This window comes from Streptomyces sp. TM32, from assembly GCF_004122755.1.
Taxonomy (GTDB): Bacteria; Actinomycetota; Actinomycetes; order Streptomycetales; family Streptomycetaceae; genus Streptomyces; species Streptomyces sioyaensis.
The window spans coordinates 1-19,147 of sequence record NZ_SDIG01000130.1; the positions used below are offsets into that span (position 1 = coordinate 1).

Annotated in this window: 13 protein-coding genes, 1 tRNA gene and 1 pseudogene; 5 read left to right on the plus strand and 10 right to left on the minus strand. The window is 70.3% G+C overall.

Going from position 1 to position 19,147, the window contains the following annotated elements:
- Positions 1 to 587 (minus strand): annotated as a pseudogene (locus EST92_RS23780) (hypothetical protein); the annotation flags it as partial.
- 84 nt (positions 588 to 671) lie between these two features.
- A tRNA-Leu gene (locus EST92_RS23785) sits at positions 672 to 754 on the minus strand.
- 90 nt (positions 755 to 844) lie between these two features.
- Here EST92_RS23785 and EST92_RS23790 point away from each other — a divergent pair.
- A complete protein-coding gene (locus tag EST92_RS23790; RefSeq protein ID WP_129250763.1) occupies positions 845 to 1,501 on the plus strand; it encodes a response regulator in 657 nt (218 codons plus the stop codon).
- Positions 1,502 to 1,574: 73 nt separating this feature from the next.
- On the opposite strand, the gene EST92_RS23795 is transcribed toward EST92_RS23790, so the two are convergent.
- Positions 1,575 to 2,555, minus strand: a complete 981-nt coding sequence (locus EST92_RS23795) for a hypothetical protein (RefSeq protein ID WP_161981762.1) — start codon at positions 2,553 to 2,555, stop codon at positions 1,575 to 1,577.
- 561 nt (positions 2,556 to 3,116) lie between these two features.
- On the opposite strand from EST92_RS23795, the gene EST92_RS23800 reads away from it, so the two are divergent.
- A complete protein-coding gene (locus EST92_RS23800; protein WP_129282856.1) occupies positions 3,117 to 4,175 on the plus strand; it encodes a hypothetical protein in 1,059 nt (352 codons plus the stop codon).
- A gap of 143 nt (positions 4,176 to 4,318) precedes the next feature.
- On the opposite strand, the gene EST92_RS23805 is transcribed toward EST92_RS23800, so the two are convergent.
- The 7 genes from EST92_RS23805 to EST92_RS23835 form a co-directional block, all read right to left on the minus strand.
- Complete coding sequence (locus EST92_RS23805) at positions 4,319 to 5,035, minus strand: ABC transporter ATP-binding protein (RefSeq protein ID WP_129250766.1); 717 nt, start codon at positions 5,033 to 5,035, stop codon at positions 4,319 to 4,321.
- Positions 5,032 to 5,970, minus strand: a complete 939-nt coding sequence (locus EST92_RS23810; protein WP_129282857.1) for an ABC transporter ATP-binding protein — start codon at positions 5,968 to 5,970, stop codon at positions 5,032 to 5,034. The genes EST92_RS23805 and EST92_RS23810 overlap by 4 nt, the downstream gene beginning before the upstream one ends.
- A 5-nt stretch (positions 5,971 to 5,975) precedes the next feature.
- Entirely contained in the window at positions 5,976 to 7,772 is a 1,797-nt protein-coding gene (locus EST92_RS23815) for a branched-chain amino acid ABC transporter permease (RefSeq protein ID WP_129282858.1), read from the minus strand.
- Between the two features lie 5 nt (positions 7,773 to 7,777).
- Positions 7,778 to 8,707, minus strand: a complete 930-nt coding sequence (locus EST92_RS23820; protein WP_129282859.1) for a branched-chain amino acid ABC transporter permease — start codon at positions 8,705 to 8,707, stop codon at positions 7,778 to 7,780.
- 119 nt (positions 8,708 to 8,826) lie between these two features.
- The gene (locus tag EST92_RS23825) at positions 8,827 to 10,047 is read right to left on the minus strand and encodes a branched-chain amino acid ABC transporter substrate-binding protein (protein WP_129282865.1); all 1,221 of its coding nucleotides are present in this window, start codon (positions 10,045 to 10,047) and stop codon (positions 8,827 to 8,829) included.
- A 485-nt stretch (positions 10,048 to 10,532) separates the two neighbouring features.
- Entirely contained in the window at positions 10,533 to 11,006 is a 474-nt protein-coding gene (locus tag EST92_RS23830; RefSeq protein ID WP_129282860.1) for a PaaI family thioesterase, read from the minus strand.
- A 117-nt stretch (positions 11,007 to 11,123) separates the two neighbouring features.
- A complete protein-coding gene (locus tag EST92_RS23835) occupies positions 11,124 to 13,424 on the minus strand; it encodes an FdhF/YdeP family oxidoreductase (protein ID WP_129282861.1) in 2,301 nt (766 codons plus the stop codon).
- Between the two features lie 263 nt (positions 13,425 to 13,687).
- Here EST92_RS23835 and polA point away from each other — a divergent pair, with 263 nt between their 5' ends.
- The 3 genes from polA (at position 13,688) to EST92_RS23850 (ending at position 19,096) form a co-directional block, all read left to right on the plus strand.
- The gene (polA, locus tag EST92_RS23840; RefSeq protein WP_129282862.1) at positions 13,688 to 16,426 is read left to right on the plus strand and encodes a DNA polymerase I; all 2,739 of its coding nucleotides are present in this window, start codon (positions 13,688 to 13,690) and stop codon (positions 16,424 to 16,426) included.
- A 511-nt stretch (positions 16,427 to 16,937) separates the two neighbouring features.
- Positions 16,938 to 18,740, plus strand: a complete 1,803-nt coding sequence (locus EST92_RS23845; RefSeq protein WP_129282863.1) for a lytic transglycosylase — start codon at positions 16,938 to 16,940, stop codon at positions 18,738 to 18,740.
- Between the two features lie 221 nt (positions 18,741 to 18,961).
- Entirely contained in the window at positions 18,962 to 19,096 is a 135-nt protein-coding gene (locus EST92_RS23850; RefSeq protein WP_129282864.1) for an SPW_0924 family protein, read from the plus strand.
- Positions 19,097 to 19,147 lie beyond the last annotated feature (51 nt).

Genomic DNA, 19,147 nt, shown 5'->3' on the forward strand with positions numbered 1-19,147 from the left:
TCAACAGGCCCTCCAGCTCGTGGTGACGCTGCGGAGAGCGCGAAGCACTCCACCGCGTGATTCCACGTAACTGATAGTTCGTCCACGATCCGCTGCTGCCATGGTTCGAGCACGATCGGCCGCTCGTGCTTCTTGCCCTTGCCGTGCTGCGGAAACAAGCACCATAAGTGCTTCGAGTAGGTCTTCACGTTGTGGCAGCCGGTTCTGCGGACCCGGCACACGGAGTTGTCCGGGAACACCTCACGCATCGCTGCCTCGCAGGCGTCCATGAGGCCCGGCCAGTCGTTCGCGCACGTGATCATGAGGCTGGGGGCGCGGTGGGCCGAGTACTGGATGATGTGGCCGTCGCCCAGATAGAGGGCCAGGAGATAGGCGTACGCCGCAGCGTCGAGCTCGCGCCCGTCGCACCGTGGGCATTTCGCGTTGTGGGCGCCTGGACACGCTCCGCGTTTGGCGCGGTCCATGTGCAGCCAGTAGCCGACGGTGCCGAGGGGGACGCCCAGTGCGCGGGCCACATCCGCGTTCCTTGCCCCCGCGCGGAGCTGGGCGATTGCCTTGTGACGCACGTCTGTGCCGTGGGAGTCCATGACATCACTGTGCGTGATGAAGCATGAGCCTGGGGAGAAAATGCGTGCGATTCAGGCGAACGTGAAAATCCGCTTGTTCAGAAGTGCCGGGTGCGGGACTCGAACCCGCAAGCCCTTTCGGGCAGATGTGTTTGAGACATCCGTGTATGCCATTCCACCAACCCGGCCGGTTGGGCCACGGACACAATACCGTGTGCACCACGAGGACCGCCTCTAGGTAGGCTGCAATGGCACCACCTGCCTGAACGAGGAGTCCCGTGAGCGCCGCCGAGCCCGAGCAGCCCGTCGCCGATGACGATCAGTCGCACGTCCCGCCGCTGACCACGCGCGTCGTGATCGCCGAGGACGAGGCCCTCATCCGTCTCGATCTCAAAGAGATGCTGGAGGAGGAGGGCTACACCGTCGTGGGCGAGGCCGGGGACGGTCAGACCGCCGTGGAGCTGGCCCGGGAGCACCGCCCCGATCTGGTGATCCTGGACGTGAAGATGCCGGTCCTGGACGGGATCTCGGCGGCCGAGGTGATCTGCGAGGAGAGCATCGCGCCGGTGCTGATGCTGACCGCGTTCTCCCAGCGTGAGCTGGTGGAGCGGGCGCGGGACGCCGGGGCGATGGCGTATCTGGTGAAGCCGTTCTCGAAGACCGATGTGGTTCCGGCGATCGAGATGGCGGTGAGCCGGTTCACCGAGTTGAAGACGCTGGAGAAGGAGGTCGAGGACCTCACCCAGCGGCTGGAGACCCGGAAGCTGGTGGACCGGGCCAAGAGCATTCTGCAGACGCAGTACGGGCTGACGGAGCCGGCGGCGTTCCGGTGGATCCAGAAGACGTCGATGGATCGCCGGCTGTCGATGCAGCAGGTGGCCGAGGCGGTCATCGAGGACGCCGAGGAGAAGAAGCAGCAGAAGAAGGACGACTAGCTGCGCGGAGGGGGCGAGCGGCCCCGTACCGGTTGACCGGCCGGCCGGTCGCGATGCCGGCGGCCTTACGCGGCTACTCGGCCCGCTCACTGTTCTCGCCGGCGCCGAACCTGTCGATCTGGTCGAGGATGCGCGTGCGGCGGGGTTCGTCGAGCAGCGCGGCTCGGGCGGCCTGTCGGGCCAGCGTACGCAGGGCTTCGGCGGACTGGCCGCAGTGCTCAGCGGCCATGAGGTATTCGCTCGTCAAGGTGGTGCGGAACAGCGCCGGGTCGTCGGCGCAGAGCGCCACCGGGACGCCGGCCGCGAGGAACGTCTCCAGTGGATGCTGTCGGGGTCCGGGCACCGCGCCGATCAGGACCTCGGAGGTGGGGGACACCTCGACCGTCACCTGGTGGTCCGCGAGGCGCCGCAGCGTATCGGGTTCCCGCGCGGCGCTGGTGGCGTGTCCGATGCGGACGGCCCCGTGGTGCAGTGCGACGTCGATCTGGTGCGTCGTTCCGGGGAAGGTGCCTGCGTGCGGCACCAGGGCCAGCCCGGCTGACGCCGCTTGGCGGAACTGCGGTGCGTAGCGCTCCGGTCCGGATTCGTCCCCGCTCAGTCCCACCGCCCGTAGTGCCTGCGGCGGGTCGTCGAGGGCCGCATCGACGACGTGGCCGGCGGTCTCCAGCCCTGCGGCCCCGTCGAACTCGTAGATCCACGCCAGGGACACTCCCTGGACGATGGCGTCGGCCGCGGCCTGGTCGAGTGCGTCCGCCAGTCGGCGTGCCCCGATCCGCGCGAGGGGTACCTGGCCGACGCGGACCTCGGCGTGTACGACGTGATCGGCTGCCCAGGCGTCCACCATGGCCGCCAGCGCCTCGTGGACCCTGTCGGGGGTGTCCAGCAGCTGTTCGACGCGGCCGTATTGGGACAGGAACTCGGTGACATCGCGAAACGCGTACGACGGGTTGTCCGTTCCGAGCCAGCCGCGCACCACCGGGTCGGGTACGGAGCCGGCCAGGTGGGCGTGCAACTCGCATTTCGGCAGGCGTGCCGCGAAGGCTTGCAGATCCATGGTTCCGTTCCGTCCCTTCGGCATCCCGTTCGCATCCGGCGAGGTGCTGAGTTCCGTGGCCAATGACGTCGGCCCGGGAGCCTGGTGGAGAGCGTAGGCGGTGGCGAAGGCGTGTTGATGTACCGCGCGGCGGGTCGGCACGCTGAGGTCCGGGCAGCAGCCCGATGTGTCCTTGCGCGGAGGCTTGCGGAATTCTGCGGAAGTTACCGATACGTCCGTGGAACCACGTCGGAGCGGCTTCCCTCTCCACTTGTGTCGAGAGGAGGAAATCCCCGGACGTGGACCTCTTCCAGCAGTAGAAATTCCGCACCCTGCCACCGATGCCACCCGCCTGAATTCTGCGGGCAAGACGAGCGCTATCGCCCTCTTGGGGTCTTTCCTGGCTGGTTCCGTTGCCGGTGTTCCGAGGCGCCCCGGCGTCATGTCGGGCGTCTTCGTAGCTGCCGCAGCAAGGCCGGGCCGTGCGGCTCCATCTCTTCAGGACGTAAGGGAGATACGACGATGGTGCATTCAGTTGTTTCCTCGCGCCGGGCATCCAGGCGAGCGGTCAGGAGTGCGACGGTGCTGGTCGCGGCCATTCTGGGCGCGGTGCCCCTGATGGGTACGGCGTCACCGGCGGTGGCCGCCGACAGCCCGAAGCAGATCGACGACTCGAAGGTCTACGAGTCGGAGGACGACATCCTCAAGGCCATGGAGCAGTGGGCGCCCGTGCGGCCCGCGGAGAGCGTGATGGGTTATCCGACGGGTATCGACCAGGACGCGAAGGGCAATATCAAGTCCGTTGCCCTGGTGGACGTGCAGGCCCAGTACGACGTTGCGACGGCGCTCCAGGATGCCAAGCAGGCGGCGAAGGACTACGCGGAGGGCATGGTCATCGACAAGGATGGCAACAAGGTCCCCAGGCCGGACGGCATGAAGCCCCCCAAGTATGTTGCGGAGGCTGCCATGCAGATAGCGGATTCCTCCATCACCGATCCTGAGACCAGCCAGAGCACCAGCGACAACAACATCGCGCAGGCGATGAGCGAAACGAACTCCGCCAAGTCGTACTGCAATGGCAGTTACCACTACGAGGGCGCGCCGCAGAATACCGCCAAGGCGAATCCGTGCGTCTTCGTCGGAAAGCTCGACCCGACGTCCGGCTCCAAGTACCCCAAGGTCGATGGCGGGAGCGGCATGGCGGGCGGGGGGAAGAAGACGTATACGGTCGGGGGGCAGGTCACCGAGGAGAACAGTTCGACCTCGGGCTGGTCGGTGGGTGGCAAGTTCACGCCGAAGCTCACCAGCACTCCCGCCGATGGGGGAAAGGGGGGAGAGGGCGCGCTTGAGGTCAGCTTCACGTACAGCTACTCGTCCACGTCCCTCAACCGGCAGATGACCTCGCAGGAGGACAAGACCGAGGTCGAGTTCAAGCCCGACAAGAAGGGGAGCCTGCAGGGCCGGCGCGATGGCGCCTACTACATCGGCTATCTCTTCGTCGACTATCAGGGGACCGACAAGGCCCCCGGCACTCCGGAGAAGGAACATCTGAAGGCCATCCCCGCCCGGGTCTACGTCCAGTCCGCCCAGACCAGCACTCCGGTCACCTACTTCAAGTACCAGGAGCCCGCACCGCAGTAGGAGCCGGGGCCGGCGCCTCCCTCCCGGCAGTGTGGACCGTCAGGTGTGTGCGGCCGGCGCGAGGGTGTCGCGCCACTGCCCCGTTCAGCACGTCGCCCCGCCGAACCGAGGTTCGACGGGGCGAGGTGCTCGGTGCTGTGCGGTCAGTCCTCGCCGAGGTAGGCCTTGCGGACGGATTCGTCGTGGAGGAGGGAGGCGCCGCTGCCGGAGAGGACGATGCGGCCGATTTCCATGACGTGTCCCTGGTCGGCGAGGGAGAGCGCGGCCTGGGCGTTCTGTTCGACGAGCAGGATGGTGGTGCCCTGTGAACGGAGTTCGCGGATGGTTTCCATGATCTTCTGCATCATGATCGGGGAGAGGCCCATGGAGGGTTCGTCGAGCATGAGGAGTTTGGGGCGCGACATCAGGGCGCGGCCCATGGCGAGCATTTGCTGTTCGCCGCCGGAGAGGGTGCCGGAGGCTTGTTTGCTGCGTTCGCCGAGGATGGGGAAGAGGTCGTAGACGCGTTTGATGTCGGCGTCGATGCCGGCGGTGTCCTTGCGGAGGAAGGCGCCGAGCTGGAGGTTTTCGGCGATGGTGAGGCGGGGGAAGAGGCGGCGGCCTTCGGGGGAGTGGGCGAGGCCGCGTTCGACGATCTTGTGGGCGGGGACGCCGTTGAGGGGTTCGCCGTCGAAGGTGATCTTTCCGGCGAGGGGCTTGAGGAGGCCGGAGAGGGTGCGCAGGGTGGTGGTTTTGCCGGCGCCGTTGGTGCCGATGAGGGTGACGGCCTCTCCTGCTTCGACGGAGAACGAGATGCCTTTGACGGCTTCGATCTTGCCGTAGGCGACGCGGAGGTCCTCGACTTCGAGCAGTGCGGTCATGGGGTGTCTCCGGTGGGTCCCTGGGCCGGCCGGTCTGCCGGGGGCGTGGCGTCGGGGGCGGTGTCCGCGGAGGGTGCGCCGCCCGGGTCCGGGGCGTCCGTGGTGGGTGCCGGGTCGGCCGCGTCGTCCGGGGTGGTGTGGTCGTCGACGGGTGCGCCCAGGTAGGCGGCGATGACGCGGTCGTCGGCCTGGACGACCTCCGCGGTGCCTTCGACGAGTTTCTGTCCCTGGACGAGGACGGCGACGCGGTCGCAGAGGTTGAAGATGAAGCGCATGTCGTGCTCGATGACGAGGACGGCGGTGCCCTGGGCGCGGATGGCGAGGACGAGGTCCTGGGTGGCGCGGGTTTCGTACGGGTTCATGCCGGCGGTGGGTTCGTCCAGCAGGAGGAGTCCTGGTTCGCTGGCGAGGGCGCGGGCGATTTCGAGCTTGCGTTGTTCGCCGTAGGGGAGGTTGCGGGCGAGGTGGTCGCGTTTGTGCGCGAGGCCGGTGAACTCCAGGAGTTCCATGGCGCGTTCTTCGCTGGTGCGTTCCGCCTTCTTGAAGCCGGGGCCGCGCAGCAGGGCCGACCAGAGGCCTTCCTTGGTGCGGGTGTGGCGTCCGACGAGGACGTTTTCGAGGACGGTCATGTTGGCGAAGAGGCGGATGTTCTGGAAGGTGCGGGCGACGCCGGCCTGGGTGACGAGGTGGGGTTTGCGGGAGAGTCGGGTGCCCCGGTAGCTGACGGTGCCTTCGGTGGGCACGTAGAGGCCGGTGAGGCAGTTGAAGAAGGTGGTTTTGCCGGCGCCGTTGGGGCCTATGAGGCCGACGATTTCGCCGCTGCCGACGGTGAGGTCGACGCCGCGTACGGCGGTGAGTCCGCCGAAGCGCATGGTGACGCCGTCGGCCTTGAGGACGGTGTCGGTGGCGGGTGCGAGGCTGGGTGCTGTGGTCATGGTCGTCACGCCTTTGCCTGGGTGGCGCCGAGGGTGGCGTCTGCGTCGGGGAGGCGCTGGTCGGGCACGTCGAGCTGGCCGGTTTCGTGGAATTCCAGCTGCTTGCGGCGGTCGGGGATGAGGCCTTCGGGCCGGAAGCGCATGAGGAGGACGAGCGCGATGCCGAAGAGGAGGAGTTGGTAGTCCTGGATGAAGTCGAGTTTGGCCGGGATGAGGAAGAGGAGGGCGGCGCCGACGAGGGGTCCGCTGAGGGTGCCCATGCCGCCGAGGATGACGGCGGCGAGGAGGAAGGCGGAGTTGGGGGGCTGCGGGCCGGCGAACTGGAACTGTTCGGGGGTGGCGGTGGTGACGACGTGGGCGTGGACGGTTCCGGCGAGTCCGGCCAGTGCCGCGCCGAGGGCGAAGGCGAGCAGGCGGAGGCGGAAGCTGTTGATGCCCATGGCGATGGCGGCGGTCTCGTCCTCGCGGATGGCGATCCAGGCGCGGCCGATGCGGGAGGCGGCGGCGCGGCGGAAGACGAGGACGACGAAGGCGGTCACGAGGATCATCAGCAGGTAGTAGTTGCCGTAGGTGGCGACGGGGATGCCGAGGATCTCGTGGGGTTCGCCGAAGTTGAAGCCGAAGATTTCGAGGTTGGGGATGTTGGGGATGCCCATGGCGCCGTTGGTGACGTCGGGGCCGGTGGTGCCGTTGAGGTTGAGCATGGCGATGCGGAAGATCTCACCGAAGCCGAGCGTGACGATGGCGAGGTAGTCGCCGCGCAGGCGGAGGGTGGGGGCGCCGATGAGGACGCCGAAGACGAGGGAGGCGGCGGCTCCGGTGAGGAGGGCGGCCCAGAAGGGGAAGTGGAGGCCGAGGGCGGATTCGGCGGAGCCGGAGACGAGGGCGGCGGCGTAGGCGCCGACGCCCAGGAAGGCGACGTATCCCAGGTCGAGGAGGCCGGCGAGGCCGACGACGACGTTGAGGCCCAGGGCGACGGTGGCGAAGATCAGGATGTTGGCCCCGATGATCGTGTACTGGTCGGTGTCCTGGGTGAAGGGGAAGCTGGCGGCGGAGAGGAAGGCCGCGCAGAGGGCCACGCCGCGGTGGTTGCGGGTCAGTGCCGTCAGGCGCGCGATGAGTCCGGCCCGGTTGAGGGCGGGGACGGCGAGCACCATGAAGAGCAGGTAGCCGACGAAGGGGGCGCCGTCGTCGGTGTCGATGCCGTAGGTGAAGGCGAGCAGGCCGGCGGCGAAGGCGGCGGCGATGATCAGGATCTCGGCCCAGGAGGGGAGTTCGCGGGTGCGGCGCCGTACGGGGGAGGCGGCGAGGACCGCGGTGAAGCGCTGCCATCCGCCGGCCGGTGCGGTGTCGCCGGGGGTGTCCGGGGGGAGGGCGAGCGCGCCGAGGAGGGTGATCAGGGAGGCGACGGCGGCGAGGAGGCCGCCGGGTTCGAGGTTGATCAGGCCGCCGAGCTGGACGGCGATGGAGATCAGGGTGAACCACGTCGCGGCGAAGGTGGCCAGGGCGGCGAGGAGGGTGGGGGCGTTGCGTCCTGCGGGGGTGAGCCATTGCAGTCCGCGGACGCCGAGGGCCGCGGCGGCGAGGAGGAGGGTGAGGAGGCCGCCGACGAGGGTGACGAGCTGGAGGCCGGCGGGGGAGAAGTTGTAGGTGAGGTCGCCGGGGAAGTCGCTGCTCCAGGTCCAGGCGAGGCCGGTGGAGAGGGCGGTGACGAGGGCGCCCGCGGCGGTGGTGAGCCGGGCGGAACGTTCGGGGAGGGGGAGCAGGCCGCGCGCGGGGGTTGTGGTGGTGTCAGTGGTCATCGCTATCACGCCCGATCCGCGACACGTTCGCCCAGGAGGCCCTGTGGTCTCAGCAGGAGTACGAGGATGAGGAGGACGAACGCCCAGACGTCCTTCCAGGCTCCGCCGCCGAATTGCTCCATGCCCGGTATCTCTTCGATGTAGGCGGTGGCGAGGGCTTCGGCGATGCCGAGGACGACGCCGCCGAGCATGGCGCCGTAGATGTTGCCGATGCCGCCGAGCACGGCGGCGGTGAAGGCCTTGAGGCCCATGATGAAGCCCATGCGGAATTGGACCTCGCCGGTGCGCAGTCCGTAGGCGACGGCGGCGACGCCGGCGAAGGCGGCGCCGATGGCGAAGGCGAGGACGATGATGCGGTCGGTGTTGATGCCCATGAGCTTGGCGGTGTCGGGGTCCTGCGCGGTGGCCTGCATGGCGCGGCCGCTGCGGGTTTTGGCGACGAAGAAGCCGAGGGCGATCATGCAGACGGGGGCGGCGATGAGGACGAAGATGTCGCCGCGCTGGACGGTGGCGCCCAGGATGTCGAAGGAGTGGCCCTTGAACTGGGGGAAGACGCGGGCCTGTTTGCCGTCGGGGTACCACTTCCAGATGGCCTGCTGGAGGGCGATGGACAGGCCGATGGCGGTGATGAGGGGGGCGAGTCGGGGGGCGCCGCGCAGCGGGCGGTAGGCGAATCGTTCCGCTGCGATGCCGACGAGGACGGATACGGTGATGCCGCCGAGGAGCATGATCGGCAGGGCGAGGGCGAGCGAGGTGCCGGCGGGGAGCGCGAGGAAGACGCTGAGCGCTCCGAAGCCACCGACCATGAAGATCTCGCCGTGGGCGAAGTTGATGAGCTGGACGATTCCGTAGACCATCGTGTAGCCGATCGCGATGAGACCGTACATCGCGCCGAGGATGAGTCCGTTGGCCAGCTGTTGCGGCAGTTCACTCACCGCAGGGCCTCCGTTGCATGGGAGTTACGGGGTTCCGGGCTGCCCCGGTGTGCCGCGGGCCGCGCCAGGGGCGTGGTGCGTCCTGGCGCGGCCCGGGGTGTGGGTGGTGCTGCGGTCGGTCAGCTCTTGTCGAACTTCTTGAATTCGGCGCTGAAGCGGGAGGCCCAGGCTCCCTTGTCGACCTGGTAGGCCGTGATCATGGTGTTGGTGGTGTCGCCGTACTTGTCGAAGGCGACGCGGCCGGTGACACCGTCGAAGGTGACCTTGTTCATGGCGTCGACGACCTTCTTGCGGGCGTCGTCGGGGAGCTTGCCGCCGTTGGCGTCGACGACGCTCTTGACGGCCTGGATGATGGCCCAGGTGGAGTCGTAGGTGGAGCCGCCGTAGGCTTCGTAGGCCTCCTTGAAGCCGGCTGCCTTGTAGTCGGCGATGAACTTCTTGGCGGAGGGGAGCTCTTCGACGGGCTTGCCGACGGAGGAGGCGTAGTCGCCCTGGGCCTTCTTGTTCAGCTTGATGTAGTCGGCGCTGTACATGCCGTCGCCGCCCATGAGCGGGACGGTGACGCCGCCGTCCTTGAGCTGCTGGCTGAGGGGGCCGGAGGCGGGGTACTCGCCGCCGTAGAAGACCAGGTCGGGCTTGGCGGACTTGACCTTGGAGACGACGGCCTTGAAGTCACGGTCGTCGGGGCTGACGTGCTCCGTGCCGGCGACCTTGCCGCCGAGCTTGGTGAACTGGTCCTTGAAGGAGGAGGCCAGGCCGACGCCGTAGGTCTTCTGGTCGTCGATGATGTAGACCTTCTTGGCCTTCACCTTCTCCCAGGCGTACTGGCCGTCGAAGGCGCCCTGCACCTCGTCGGTGGTGGCGGTGCGGAAGTACGTGGGGAAGGGCCGCACCCGCTTGTTCTTCCGCCAGTCCGGGCCCTGCGTGAGGTCCGGCGTGGTGTTCGCCGGGGATATCAGGGTGAGGTTGTTCTGCTTGGAGACCTGCTGCATGGACTGGGCAACGCCGGAATTGAGCGGGCCGACGATGCCGAGGACGTCCTTGTCGCCGGCGAGTTTGGTGGTGTTCTGCTGGCCGACGTTGGGCAGGGCCTTGTCGTCGAGGGCTTCGAGCTTGAAGGTGACGCCCTTGACCTCGCCCGCCTTGTTGGCGTTGTTGATGGCGAGCTGGGCGGAATTGCGGATGCCCAGGCCCAGCGCGGAGAGCTCTCCGGTGGTGGGGGCGTCGAGGCCGATGACGACGGTTGTCTTGGAGCCGTCGCCGCTCTTGTTGTCGCCGCGCGAACCGCACGCGGAGAGGGTGAGGGCACCGGCGGTGACCGCGGTGGTGAGGATGAGCAAGGAACGGTGACGCACGATCAGTCCTTTCCCTGGCGGCCACAGCTGTCGCATGGCCGGTTCGCGCGCCGGGCTGTACGGGATGAGGCAGGGTTCCGTGCTCGCAGCGCGCCCGGCGGCGCGGTGACTGGCGGTGACTCTAGAGCGGTGTTCGCCACACCGGCAGAGGCGCTGACCAGGATGTGACGCTCTTGTTATGACCTTCGATGAGCGTTATGCGGTTATGGTCCTTACACCGCAGGGCGAACGCGGTGTGGGGGATGAACGCGCACCTCCACGGGGGGATGGGGCGCTTGGTGACGGTCTGGCGTCCGGTATCCGGACGCGTCGGGCCCCCGGGCGCCGGGGTCCTTGACGGGCACGGGACTTGGCGGCGGCGCGACCTCGCCCGCCCATTACTCAGCGTGACGAAAAGAGGAGCGGCCCCGCTCCCGGGGGTCGGAAGCGGGGCCGCGGCGGCGGGCGACGGATGCGCCGGCCGGGGTGCGTCAGCTGCGGTAGGCGTCGCTGTCGGCCTCGCGCAACAGGCAGGTCAGACGGGCGGTGCAGACCCGCTTGTCCTGCTCGTCGGTGATGACGATCTCGTAGGTGGCGGTCGAGCGGCCGCGGTGTACGGGGGTGGCGACGCCGGTGACCAGCCCGGAGCGCGCGCCGCGGTGGTGCGTGCAGTTCAGGTCGACGCCGACGGCGATCTTGGTGGGGCCGCCGTGCAGCATGGAGCCGACGGAACCGAGGGTTTCGGCCAGGACGGCGGAGGCCCCGCCGTGCAGCAGGCCGTAGGGCTGGGTGTTGCCCTCGACGGGCATGGTGCCGACGACGCGCTCCGGGGCGGCCTCGGTGACCTGCACACTCATCCGCTCGCCGAGGTGCCCGGCGGAGAAGAGCGCCGGCAGGTCGAGGCCGAGGCCGGCCCACTGGTCGAGGATCTCCTGCGGAAACTTGGTCGTGCTGTGCTCACCCATGCCTACGGCTCCGTTCGCTCGCCCTGATCGTCGTCGATCCGTGCCTGTTCCTATCAGGCCCCTGAGCAAGCGCTCAGCGCGGGGTCGTTTGTTCCCGCCGGCCCGAGCCCGGTGCGGTCAGTCCTCGCGGGCGCTCTCCAGGCGGATCACCACGGACTTGGCGGCCGGGGTGTTGCTGGTGTCGGCGGTGTGGTCCAGCGGGATGAGGACGTTGGTCTCGGGGTAGTAGGCGGCCGCACACCCGCGGGCCGTCGGGTAGTGGACGACGCGGAAGCCGGCCGCGCGCCGCTCGCTGCCGTCGGTCCACTCGCTGACCAGGTCGGCGTACGCGCCGTCGGCCAGGCCCCGTTCGCGGGCGTCGTCGGGGTGGACGAGCACCACCCGCCGGCCGTTCTTGATGCCGCGGTAGCGGTCGCTGAGGCCGTAGATGGTGGTGTTGTACTGGTCGTGGGAGCGCAGCGTCTGCAACAGCAGCCGCCCTTCGGGCACGGCGGGGTACTCCACGGGCGCGGCGGTGAAGTTGGCCTTGCCGGTGGCGGTGGGGAAGCTGCGGCTGTCCCGGGGGGCGTGCGGAAGGGCGAAGCCTCCGGGGCGGGCGACCTTGGTGTTGAAGTCCTCGAAACCCGGGACGACTTGGGCGATCCGGTCGCGGATCGCCGCGTAGTCCTGCGCGAACTCCTCCCAGGGGGTGCGGCTGCGCTCGCCCAGGACGCGGCGGGCCAGCCGGGCGACGATCGCGGTCTCGGACAGCAGATGGGAACTGGCGGGCTCCAGACGGCCGCGGGAGGCGTGCACCATGCCCATGGAGTCCTCGACGGTCACGAACTGCTCGGTGCTCTTCCCGTCCGGGCCGCGCCGCACATCGCGTTCCGTACGGCCCAGGGTCGGCAGGATCAGGGCGCGGGCGCCGGTGATCACGTGCGAGCGGTTGAGCTTCGTGGAGACATGGACGGTCAGGCGGGCGCGGCGCATGGCCGCCTCGGTGACGTCGGTGTCGGGGGTGGCGGAGACGAAGTTGCCGCCCATCGCGAAGAAGACCTTGGCCTGCCCGTCGCGCAGCGCGCGGATGGCGCGGACGACGTCGAGGCCGTGCTCACGGGGCGGCGCGAAGCCGAACTCCTTCTCCAGGGCGTCGAGGAAGGCGGGCGCGGGCCGTTCGAAGATGCCCATGGTGCGGTCGCCCTGGACGTTGCTGTGTCCGCGCACGGGGCACACGCCGGCCCCGGGGCGGCCGATGTTGCCGCGCAGCAGCAGGAAGTTGACGACTTCCCGGATGGTGGGGACGGAGTGCTTGTGCTGGGTCAGGCCCATCGCCCAGCACACGATGGTGCGCCGGGAGGCGAGGACCATCGCCAGCGCCCGGCCGATCTCCTCGCGGGTCAGGCCGGTGGCGGCGAGCGTCTCGTCCCAGTCGTCGTCGGCGCGTGCGGCCTGCGCGAACTCCTCGAAGCCGTGGGTGTGCGCACGGATGAAGTCCTCGTCGAGGGCGCCGTCGGTGTTCAGGATCAGGCGGTTGAGAGCCCGGAAGAGCGCCTGGTCGCCGCCGAGGCGTACCTGGAGGAAGAGGTCGGTGAGCGCCGTGCCGCCGCCGGCCAGGCCGCGCGGGGTCTGCGGGTTCTTGAAGCGCTCCAGGCCGGCCTCGGGCAGCGGGTTGATCGAGATGATCTTCGCGCCGCCGGCCTTGGCCTTCTCCAGGGCGGTGAGCATCCGCGGGTGGTTGGTGCCCGGGTTCTGCCCGGCGACGATGATCAGGTCGGCCTGGTAGAGGTCCTCCAGCAGGACGCTGCCCTTGCCGATGCCGAGGGTCTCGGTGAGCGCGGAGCCCGACGACTCATGGCACATGTTGGAGCAGTCGGGGAGGTTGTTGGTGCCGAATTCGCGGGCGAAGAGCTGGTAGAGGAAGGCGGCCTCGTTGCTGGTGCGGCCGGAGGTGTAGAAGACGGCCTCGTCGGGGGAGTCGAGGGCGGTGAGCTCCTCGCCGACGAGGTCGAAGGCCCGCTCCCAGGAGACCGGGACGTAGTGGTCGGCGCCCTCGGCCAGATACATGGGGTGGGTCAGGCGGCCCTGCTGGCCGAGCCAGTAGCCGCTGCGGTCGGCGAGGTCGGCGACGGAGTGGGCGGCGAAGAAGTCCGGGGTGACGCGGCGCAGGGTGGCTTCCTCGGCGACGGCCTTGGCGCCGTTCTCGCAGAATTCGGCGGTGTGCGGCTTGTCGGGCTCGGGCCAGGCACAGCCGGGGCAGTCGAAGCCGTCCTGCTGGTTGACGCGCAGCAGGGTCAGGGCGGTACGGCGCACGCCCATCTGCTGCTGGGAGATGCGCAGGGCGTGGGTGAGGGCCGGCAGGCCGACGGCCGAGTGCTGGGGCGCGCTGACCTCGGGTGCGTCCTGGACCGGGTCCGATGCGGGCGGTTTGCCTGCCATGGCGCTCTCCCTTGAGCCGTGAGCTGCTGAGTTGCCGGGCTGCTGTGCGGTCCACCGGGTGCGGCGGACCGTTGCCGTGCGTGAGGAATCCTGTCACGGACCCGTGGCGTGGTGCAGGGGGTGGCGCCGGGGGCCGCGGCGTACGGGGAGGTCGGGGACGGTGCGCGGCGGGAGCGGCGCGGTCGGAGCCGGGAACCGGTTGCGGCAAGGGGCCGGAGCCGTCGCGGCGGGGATTGTCAGTGGGGCGTGGCAGGATCGGGGGCGTGGCAGCAAAGGCAGCGAAGAAGAGCGAAGCGACCGGCACCCCGGCGGCGGCGGGCGGCCGTCCCCGCCTGCTCCTGATGGACGGGCATTCCATGGCATACCGGGCGTTCTTCGCCCTGCCCGTGGAGAATTTCACGACCGTCACCGGACAACCGACCAATGCGATCTACGGCTTCGCGTCGATGCTCGCGAACACCCTGCGCGACGAGGCGCCCACGCATTTCGCGGTGGCCTTCGACGTCTCGCGCAAGACCTGGCGGTCCGAGGAGTTCGCGGACTACAAGGCGAACCGCTCCAAGACGCCCGACGAGTTCAAGGGGCAGGTCGAGCTGATCGGCGAGATGCTCGACGCGATGCGGGTCAAGCGCTTCGCGATCGAGGGCTTCGAGGCCGACGACGTCATCGCCACGCTCACGGAGCAGGCCACGGCCCAGGGCTTCGAGGTCTCGATCGTCACGGGCGACCGCGACTCCTTCCAGCTGGTCTCCGACGACGTCACGGTGCTATACCCGACCAAGGGCGTCTCGGAGCTGACCCGCTTCACGCCGGAGAAGGTCTTCGAGAAGTACGGCCTGACCCCCGCCCAGTACCCCGATTTCGCGGCGCTGCGCGGCGACCCGTCCGACAACCTCCCCGGCATCCCGGGCGTCGGGGAGAAGACCGCCACGAAGTGGATCAACCAGTTCGGCTCGTTCGCGGAGTTGGCCGAGCGGGCCGAAGAGGTCAAGGGCAAGGCGGGCGCCAACCTCCGTGAGCACCTGGACGCGGTGAAGCTCAACCGCCGGCTCACGGAGATGGTGCGCGATGTCGAGCTGCCGTGCGGCCCGGCGGAGCTGACCCGCGAGGCGTACGACCGCGAGGCGCTCTCGGTCTTCTTCAACGCGCTGGAGATCCGCAACCAGGGCCTGCGCGACCGGCTGCACGCCGTCGACCCGGGCGCCGCCGAGGCCGCCGAGGAGGCCGCCCCGGCACCCGGCGTCGCGGTGGACGGCACGCTCATCGGTGCCGGTGACCTCGCTCCGTGGCTGGCCGAACACGGCACGGGGCCGCTCGGCGTGGCCACGGTCGACGTCTGGACCCTCGGCAGCGGCAGCGTCGCCGAGGTCGCGCTCGCCGCCCCCGGCGGGCCGGCCGCCTGGTTCGACCCCGCCCAGCTCGACGCGGCCGACGAGCAGGCCTTCGCCGCCTGGAGCGCGGACGCCGCCCGCCCCAAGGTGATGCACAACGCCAAGGGTCTGATGCGGGTCTTCGGCGAGCACGGCTGGCGCATCGACGGCGTCACCATGGACACCGCGCTGGCCGCCTACCTGGTCAAGCCGGGCCGCCGCTCCTTCGCCCTGGACGCCCTGTCCATCGAGTACCTGGGCCGCGACCTCGCCCCCGCCGCGGCCGGCGACGGCCAGCTGGCCTTCGGCGCGGACGAGCAGGCCGAGGCGGACGCCCTGATGGGACAGGCCCGCACGGTCCTCGACCTGGGCACGGCGTTCGAGGCGAAGCTGGCGGAGGTCGGCGCGGCCGAGCTGCTGCGCGACGTGGAACTGCCGACCAGCGTGCTGCTGGCCCGCATGGAGCGGGCCGGCATCGCCGCGGACCGGGGCTGGCTGGAGCGCATGGAGCAGCAGTTCGCGGGCGCGGTGCAGCAGGCCGTCAAGGAGGCGCATGCCGCTGCCGGCCACGAGTTCAACCTGGGCTCGCCCAAGCAGCTGCAGGAGGTCCTCTTCGGCGAGCTGGGCCTGCCCAAGACCAAGAAGACCAAGACGGGCTACACCACCGACGCCGACGCCCTGGCCTGGCTGGCGGCCCAGACCGAGAACGACCTCCCGGTGATCATGCTCAGGCACCGTGAGCAGGCCAAGCTGCGCACCACCGTCGAGGGCCTGATCAAGACCATCGGCGCCGACGGCCGGATCCACACCACCTTCAACCAGACCGTGGCCGCCACCGGCCGGCTGTCCTCCACGGACCCCAACCTGCAGAACATCCCGGTGCGTACGGACGAGGGCCGCGCCATCCGCCGCGGCTTCGTCGTCGGCGAGGGCTTCGAGTCGCTGCTGACCGCCGACTACAGCCAGATCGAGCTGCGGGTGATGGCCCATCTCTCCGAGGACGAGGGCCTGATCGAGGCGTTCACCTCCGGAGAGGACCTGCACACCACGGTCGCCTCCCATGTCTTCTCGGTCGCCACCCACGAGGTCGACGCGGAGATGCGCCGCAAGATCAAGGCGATGTCCTACGGCCTGGCGTACGGCCTGTCCGCCTTCGGGCTCTCCCAGCAGCTGGGCATCCAGCCCGATGAGGCCCGCAAGCTGATGGACAACTACTTCGAGCGCTTCGGCGGCGTACGCGACTACCTGCGGCGCGTCGTGGACGAGGCCCGCGCCACCGGCTACACCGAGACGATGCTCGGCCGCCGCCGCTACCTCCCCGACCTCAACAGCGACAACCGCCAGCGCCGCGAGATGGCCGAGCGGATGGCGCTGAACGCCCCGATCCAGGGCACCGCCGCCGATATCGTCAAGATCGCCATGCTGCGGGTCGACGCGGCACTGCGGGCCGCGAAGCTGGAGTCGCGGATGCTGCTCCAGGTGCACGACGAAATCGTGGTCGAGGTCGCGCCGGGCGAGCGCAAGAAGGTCGAGGAACTGCTCCGCCGGGAGATGGCCGGCGCGGTCTCCCTGCGCGCCCCGCTCGACGTCTCCGTCGGCTCCGGCAAGGACTGGGAGTCGGCGGCCCACTGAGCAGGCAGCGAACCGGGGAGGGGGCGGGGGGCCTCCCGCGCCCTCCCCGGCGGGTGTCGGCCGGGGCGCTCGGCAGGGGCGTTCGACCGCGCTGCCCGGCGGGGCCGAGCGGCGGCGCCGCTCGGCCGGGGCCCGGCTCGCTCGGCCGGGGCCCGCTCCGCCGACCGCCGCCCCGACCGGGACCCGGCTCCGTCGGCCACACCACCTCCGGCCAGGCCTCAGCTCCTTCGCCCCTCGCCCTCGCCGTCACACCTCCGGCACCATCCCGCGGCCACCGACGCCGCACCTCACCTCCCTGCCAGGTGATTCCTGACGGTGCGTCAACACAACCTGGCAGCACGGCTCGCGAGTGATCCCTCCGGCACCCCTCCCTGACCGATTCTGATCACTATGTGTCCGATGAGAGTGGTAGATGCCAGGCCCGAGTTGTCGTAGTCTCGCCGGAGTTGGAGCGCCGGGGAGCGCGATATCGCGTCAGGAGCGCGGTAGGGCAACGCGGAGGGGACCACGCATGGCAGCCACATTCCGACGGCGGCTCCAAAGGGGAGCGGCCTCGACGGCCGTGGCGGCCCTGGTGCTCGCCGCGCTGACGGCTTCTCAGGCGCCGGGCGCCACCGAGGCGGCGGCGTCCAGAAGGCAGCCGCCCCCGCCCCCCGCCGACACCCCCATCGACGGCGGCACGACGTACTACACCGACCTGCCGCCCCTCAACAGCCCCGTACCGCCCCGCGGTTCGCACGGCACCGGTCACCACTCCGGCAGCCCCGCCGGCCCCACCGAGGCCGGTCTCCCCGCAACCGTCCTGGCCGCGTACAAGAAGGCCGAGTCGGCCATCGACGGATCCGACCCCGGTTGCCGGCTGCCCTGGCAGCTGCTCGCCGGGATCGGCAAGGTCGAATCCGGCCAGGCGCGCGGCGGAGCGGTCGACGCCGAGGGAACCACCCTCCAGCCCATCCTCGGCCCCCAGCTCAACGGCCACGGCTTCGCGCGGATCGCCGACACCGACGGCGGCCGCTACGACGGCGACCTCACCCACGACCGTGCCGTGGGCCCGATGCAGTTCATCCCCTCCACCTGGTCGCAGGGCGGCCCCGACCGCACCGGCTGGGGCGCCGACGGCAACGGCGACGGCAAGAAGGACCCCAACAACGTCTTCGACGCGGCGCTCGCCGCGGGCCACTACCTCTGCGCCGGCGGCCGTGACCTGTCGGACCAGGACGATCTGGACCACGCGATCCTCGGCTACAACGACTCCGAGGACTACCTGCGCACCGTGCTGTCCTGGTACGCCTTCTACCGCCACGGCACCCACGAGATCCCCGACGGCAAGGGCGTCCTGCCGGTGCACCGGCGCGAGGCCCACCAGGCCGGCGACGGCCGGACCGGCGGCACCGCGTCCGAGGGCCGCGGCTCCGCCGACGCGCCCGACCACAGCCGACGGCCCGGCGGATCCGGCACCGGCAAGCCGGGCACGCCCGGTAAGGGACAGCACCATCCCGGCAAGCCGGACCGCACCGGCCCCGCACCCGGCGGCGGCACCCCCACCCACGAGCCCACCCCCAAGCCCACGCCCAAACCGCCCGCCGAGCCCCGGCTCACCGCCCTCGCCCGCGTCGGCGACGAGGACCTGACCGCCACCGCCGGCGGCGAGTTCACCGCCTCGCCGAAGGTGCGCGCCGAGGACGCCGCGGGCAAGCCGGTCGCCGGAGCCCCCGTCCGCTTCACCCTCCCCGCCTCCGCCGGCGCCCGCTTCCCCGGCAACCGGACCGCCGTCACCGTCACCACGGACAAGGCCGGCCTGGCCACCGCCCCCGCCCTGCGAGCGGGCGAGAAGCCCGGCGCCTTCACCGTCCGCGCCACGGCCGTGGGCCGCGGCGCGCCCGCCGCCGTCTTCGGCGCCACCGTCAAGGCCAGGCCGGCCCCGAAGGCCGACAAGCTCGCCCGTACCTCGGACAAGGAGCTGACGGCGACCGCCGGCCAGCCCTTCGCGGAGGACGCGGTCGAGATCAAGGCGACCTACCGGGGCAAGCTCGCGGTGGGGGTGCCGGTCACCGCCACCATGGTCACCGACGACCCGGACCACCCGGTGGAGAACGACAGGGGCCCCTACTTCAAGGACCCCGAGGCCACCGACGACGAACAGGGCGAGCCGGTCCGCACCCTCACCGGTCTCACCACCGACGCCCACGGCCTGCTGAAGGTCCCGAAGATCTACACGGACTCCCACGCGGGGACGTTCCGGCTGCGGCTGACCACCGCCGACGGCGCCGTGCTCATCGTCAAGCTGAAGGTCGCCGCCCCGGCCGGTTCCTGACCGCGCGCCCACCCCGGACCGGAGCGCCACGGCCGGAGCGCACCGCCCCAACAGGTGGCCCGCCCCGGCCGGTTCGCCACCGGGCCGACGACCGCGCCTCCATCGCCGCCGTCCTGCCCACCGTCCACGGCAGGACGGCGGTACCACGTGTTCTCATCTCGGCCGCCCGTTGCTACGGTGCCCCCGCCTGACGCTGCATCAGCTCACCGGGGAGGCCGGCCATGCGCGCCCTGACAGCAGCCGCGGTCGGACTGGCCGCGGCGCTCATCCTCGTCCTCACCCTCACGGCGGTCGGCGCCCCCGGCGGCACGACCTCTCCCAAGCCGCTGCTGACCACCGTGCCCGCGCACCCCTGAGGGAGGGACGCCGCCATGCGCCGCACCGACCCCACCCGCGCCACACCCCCC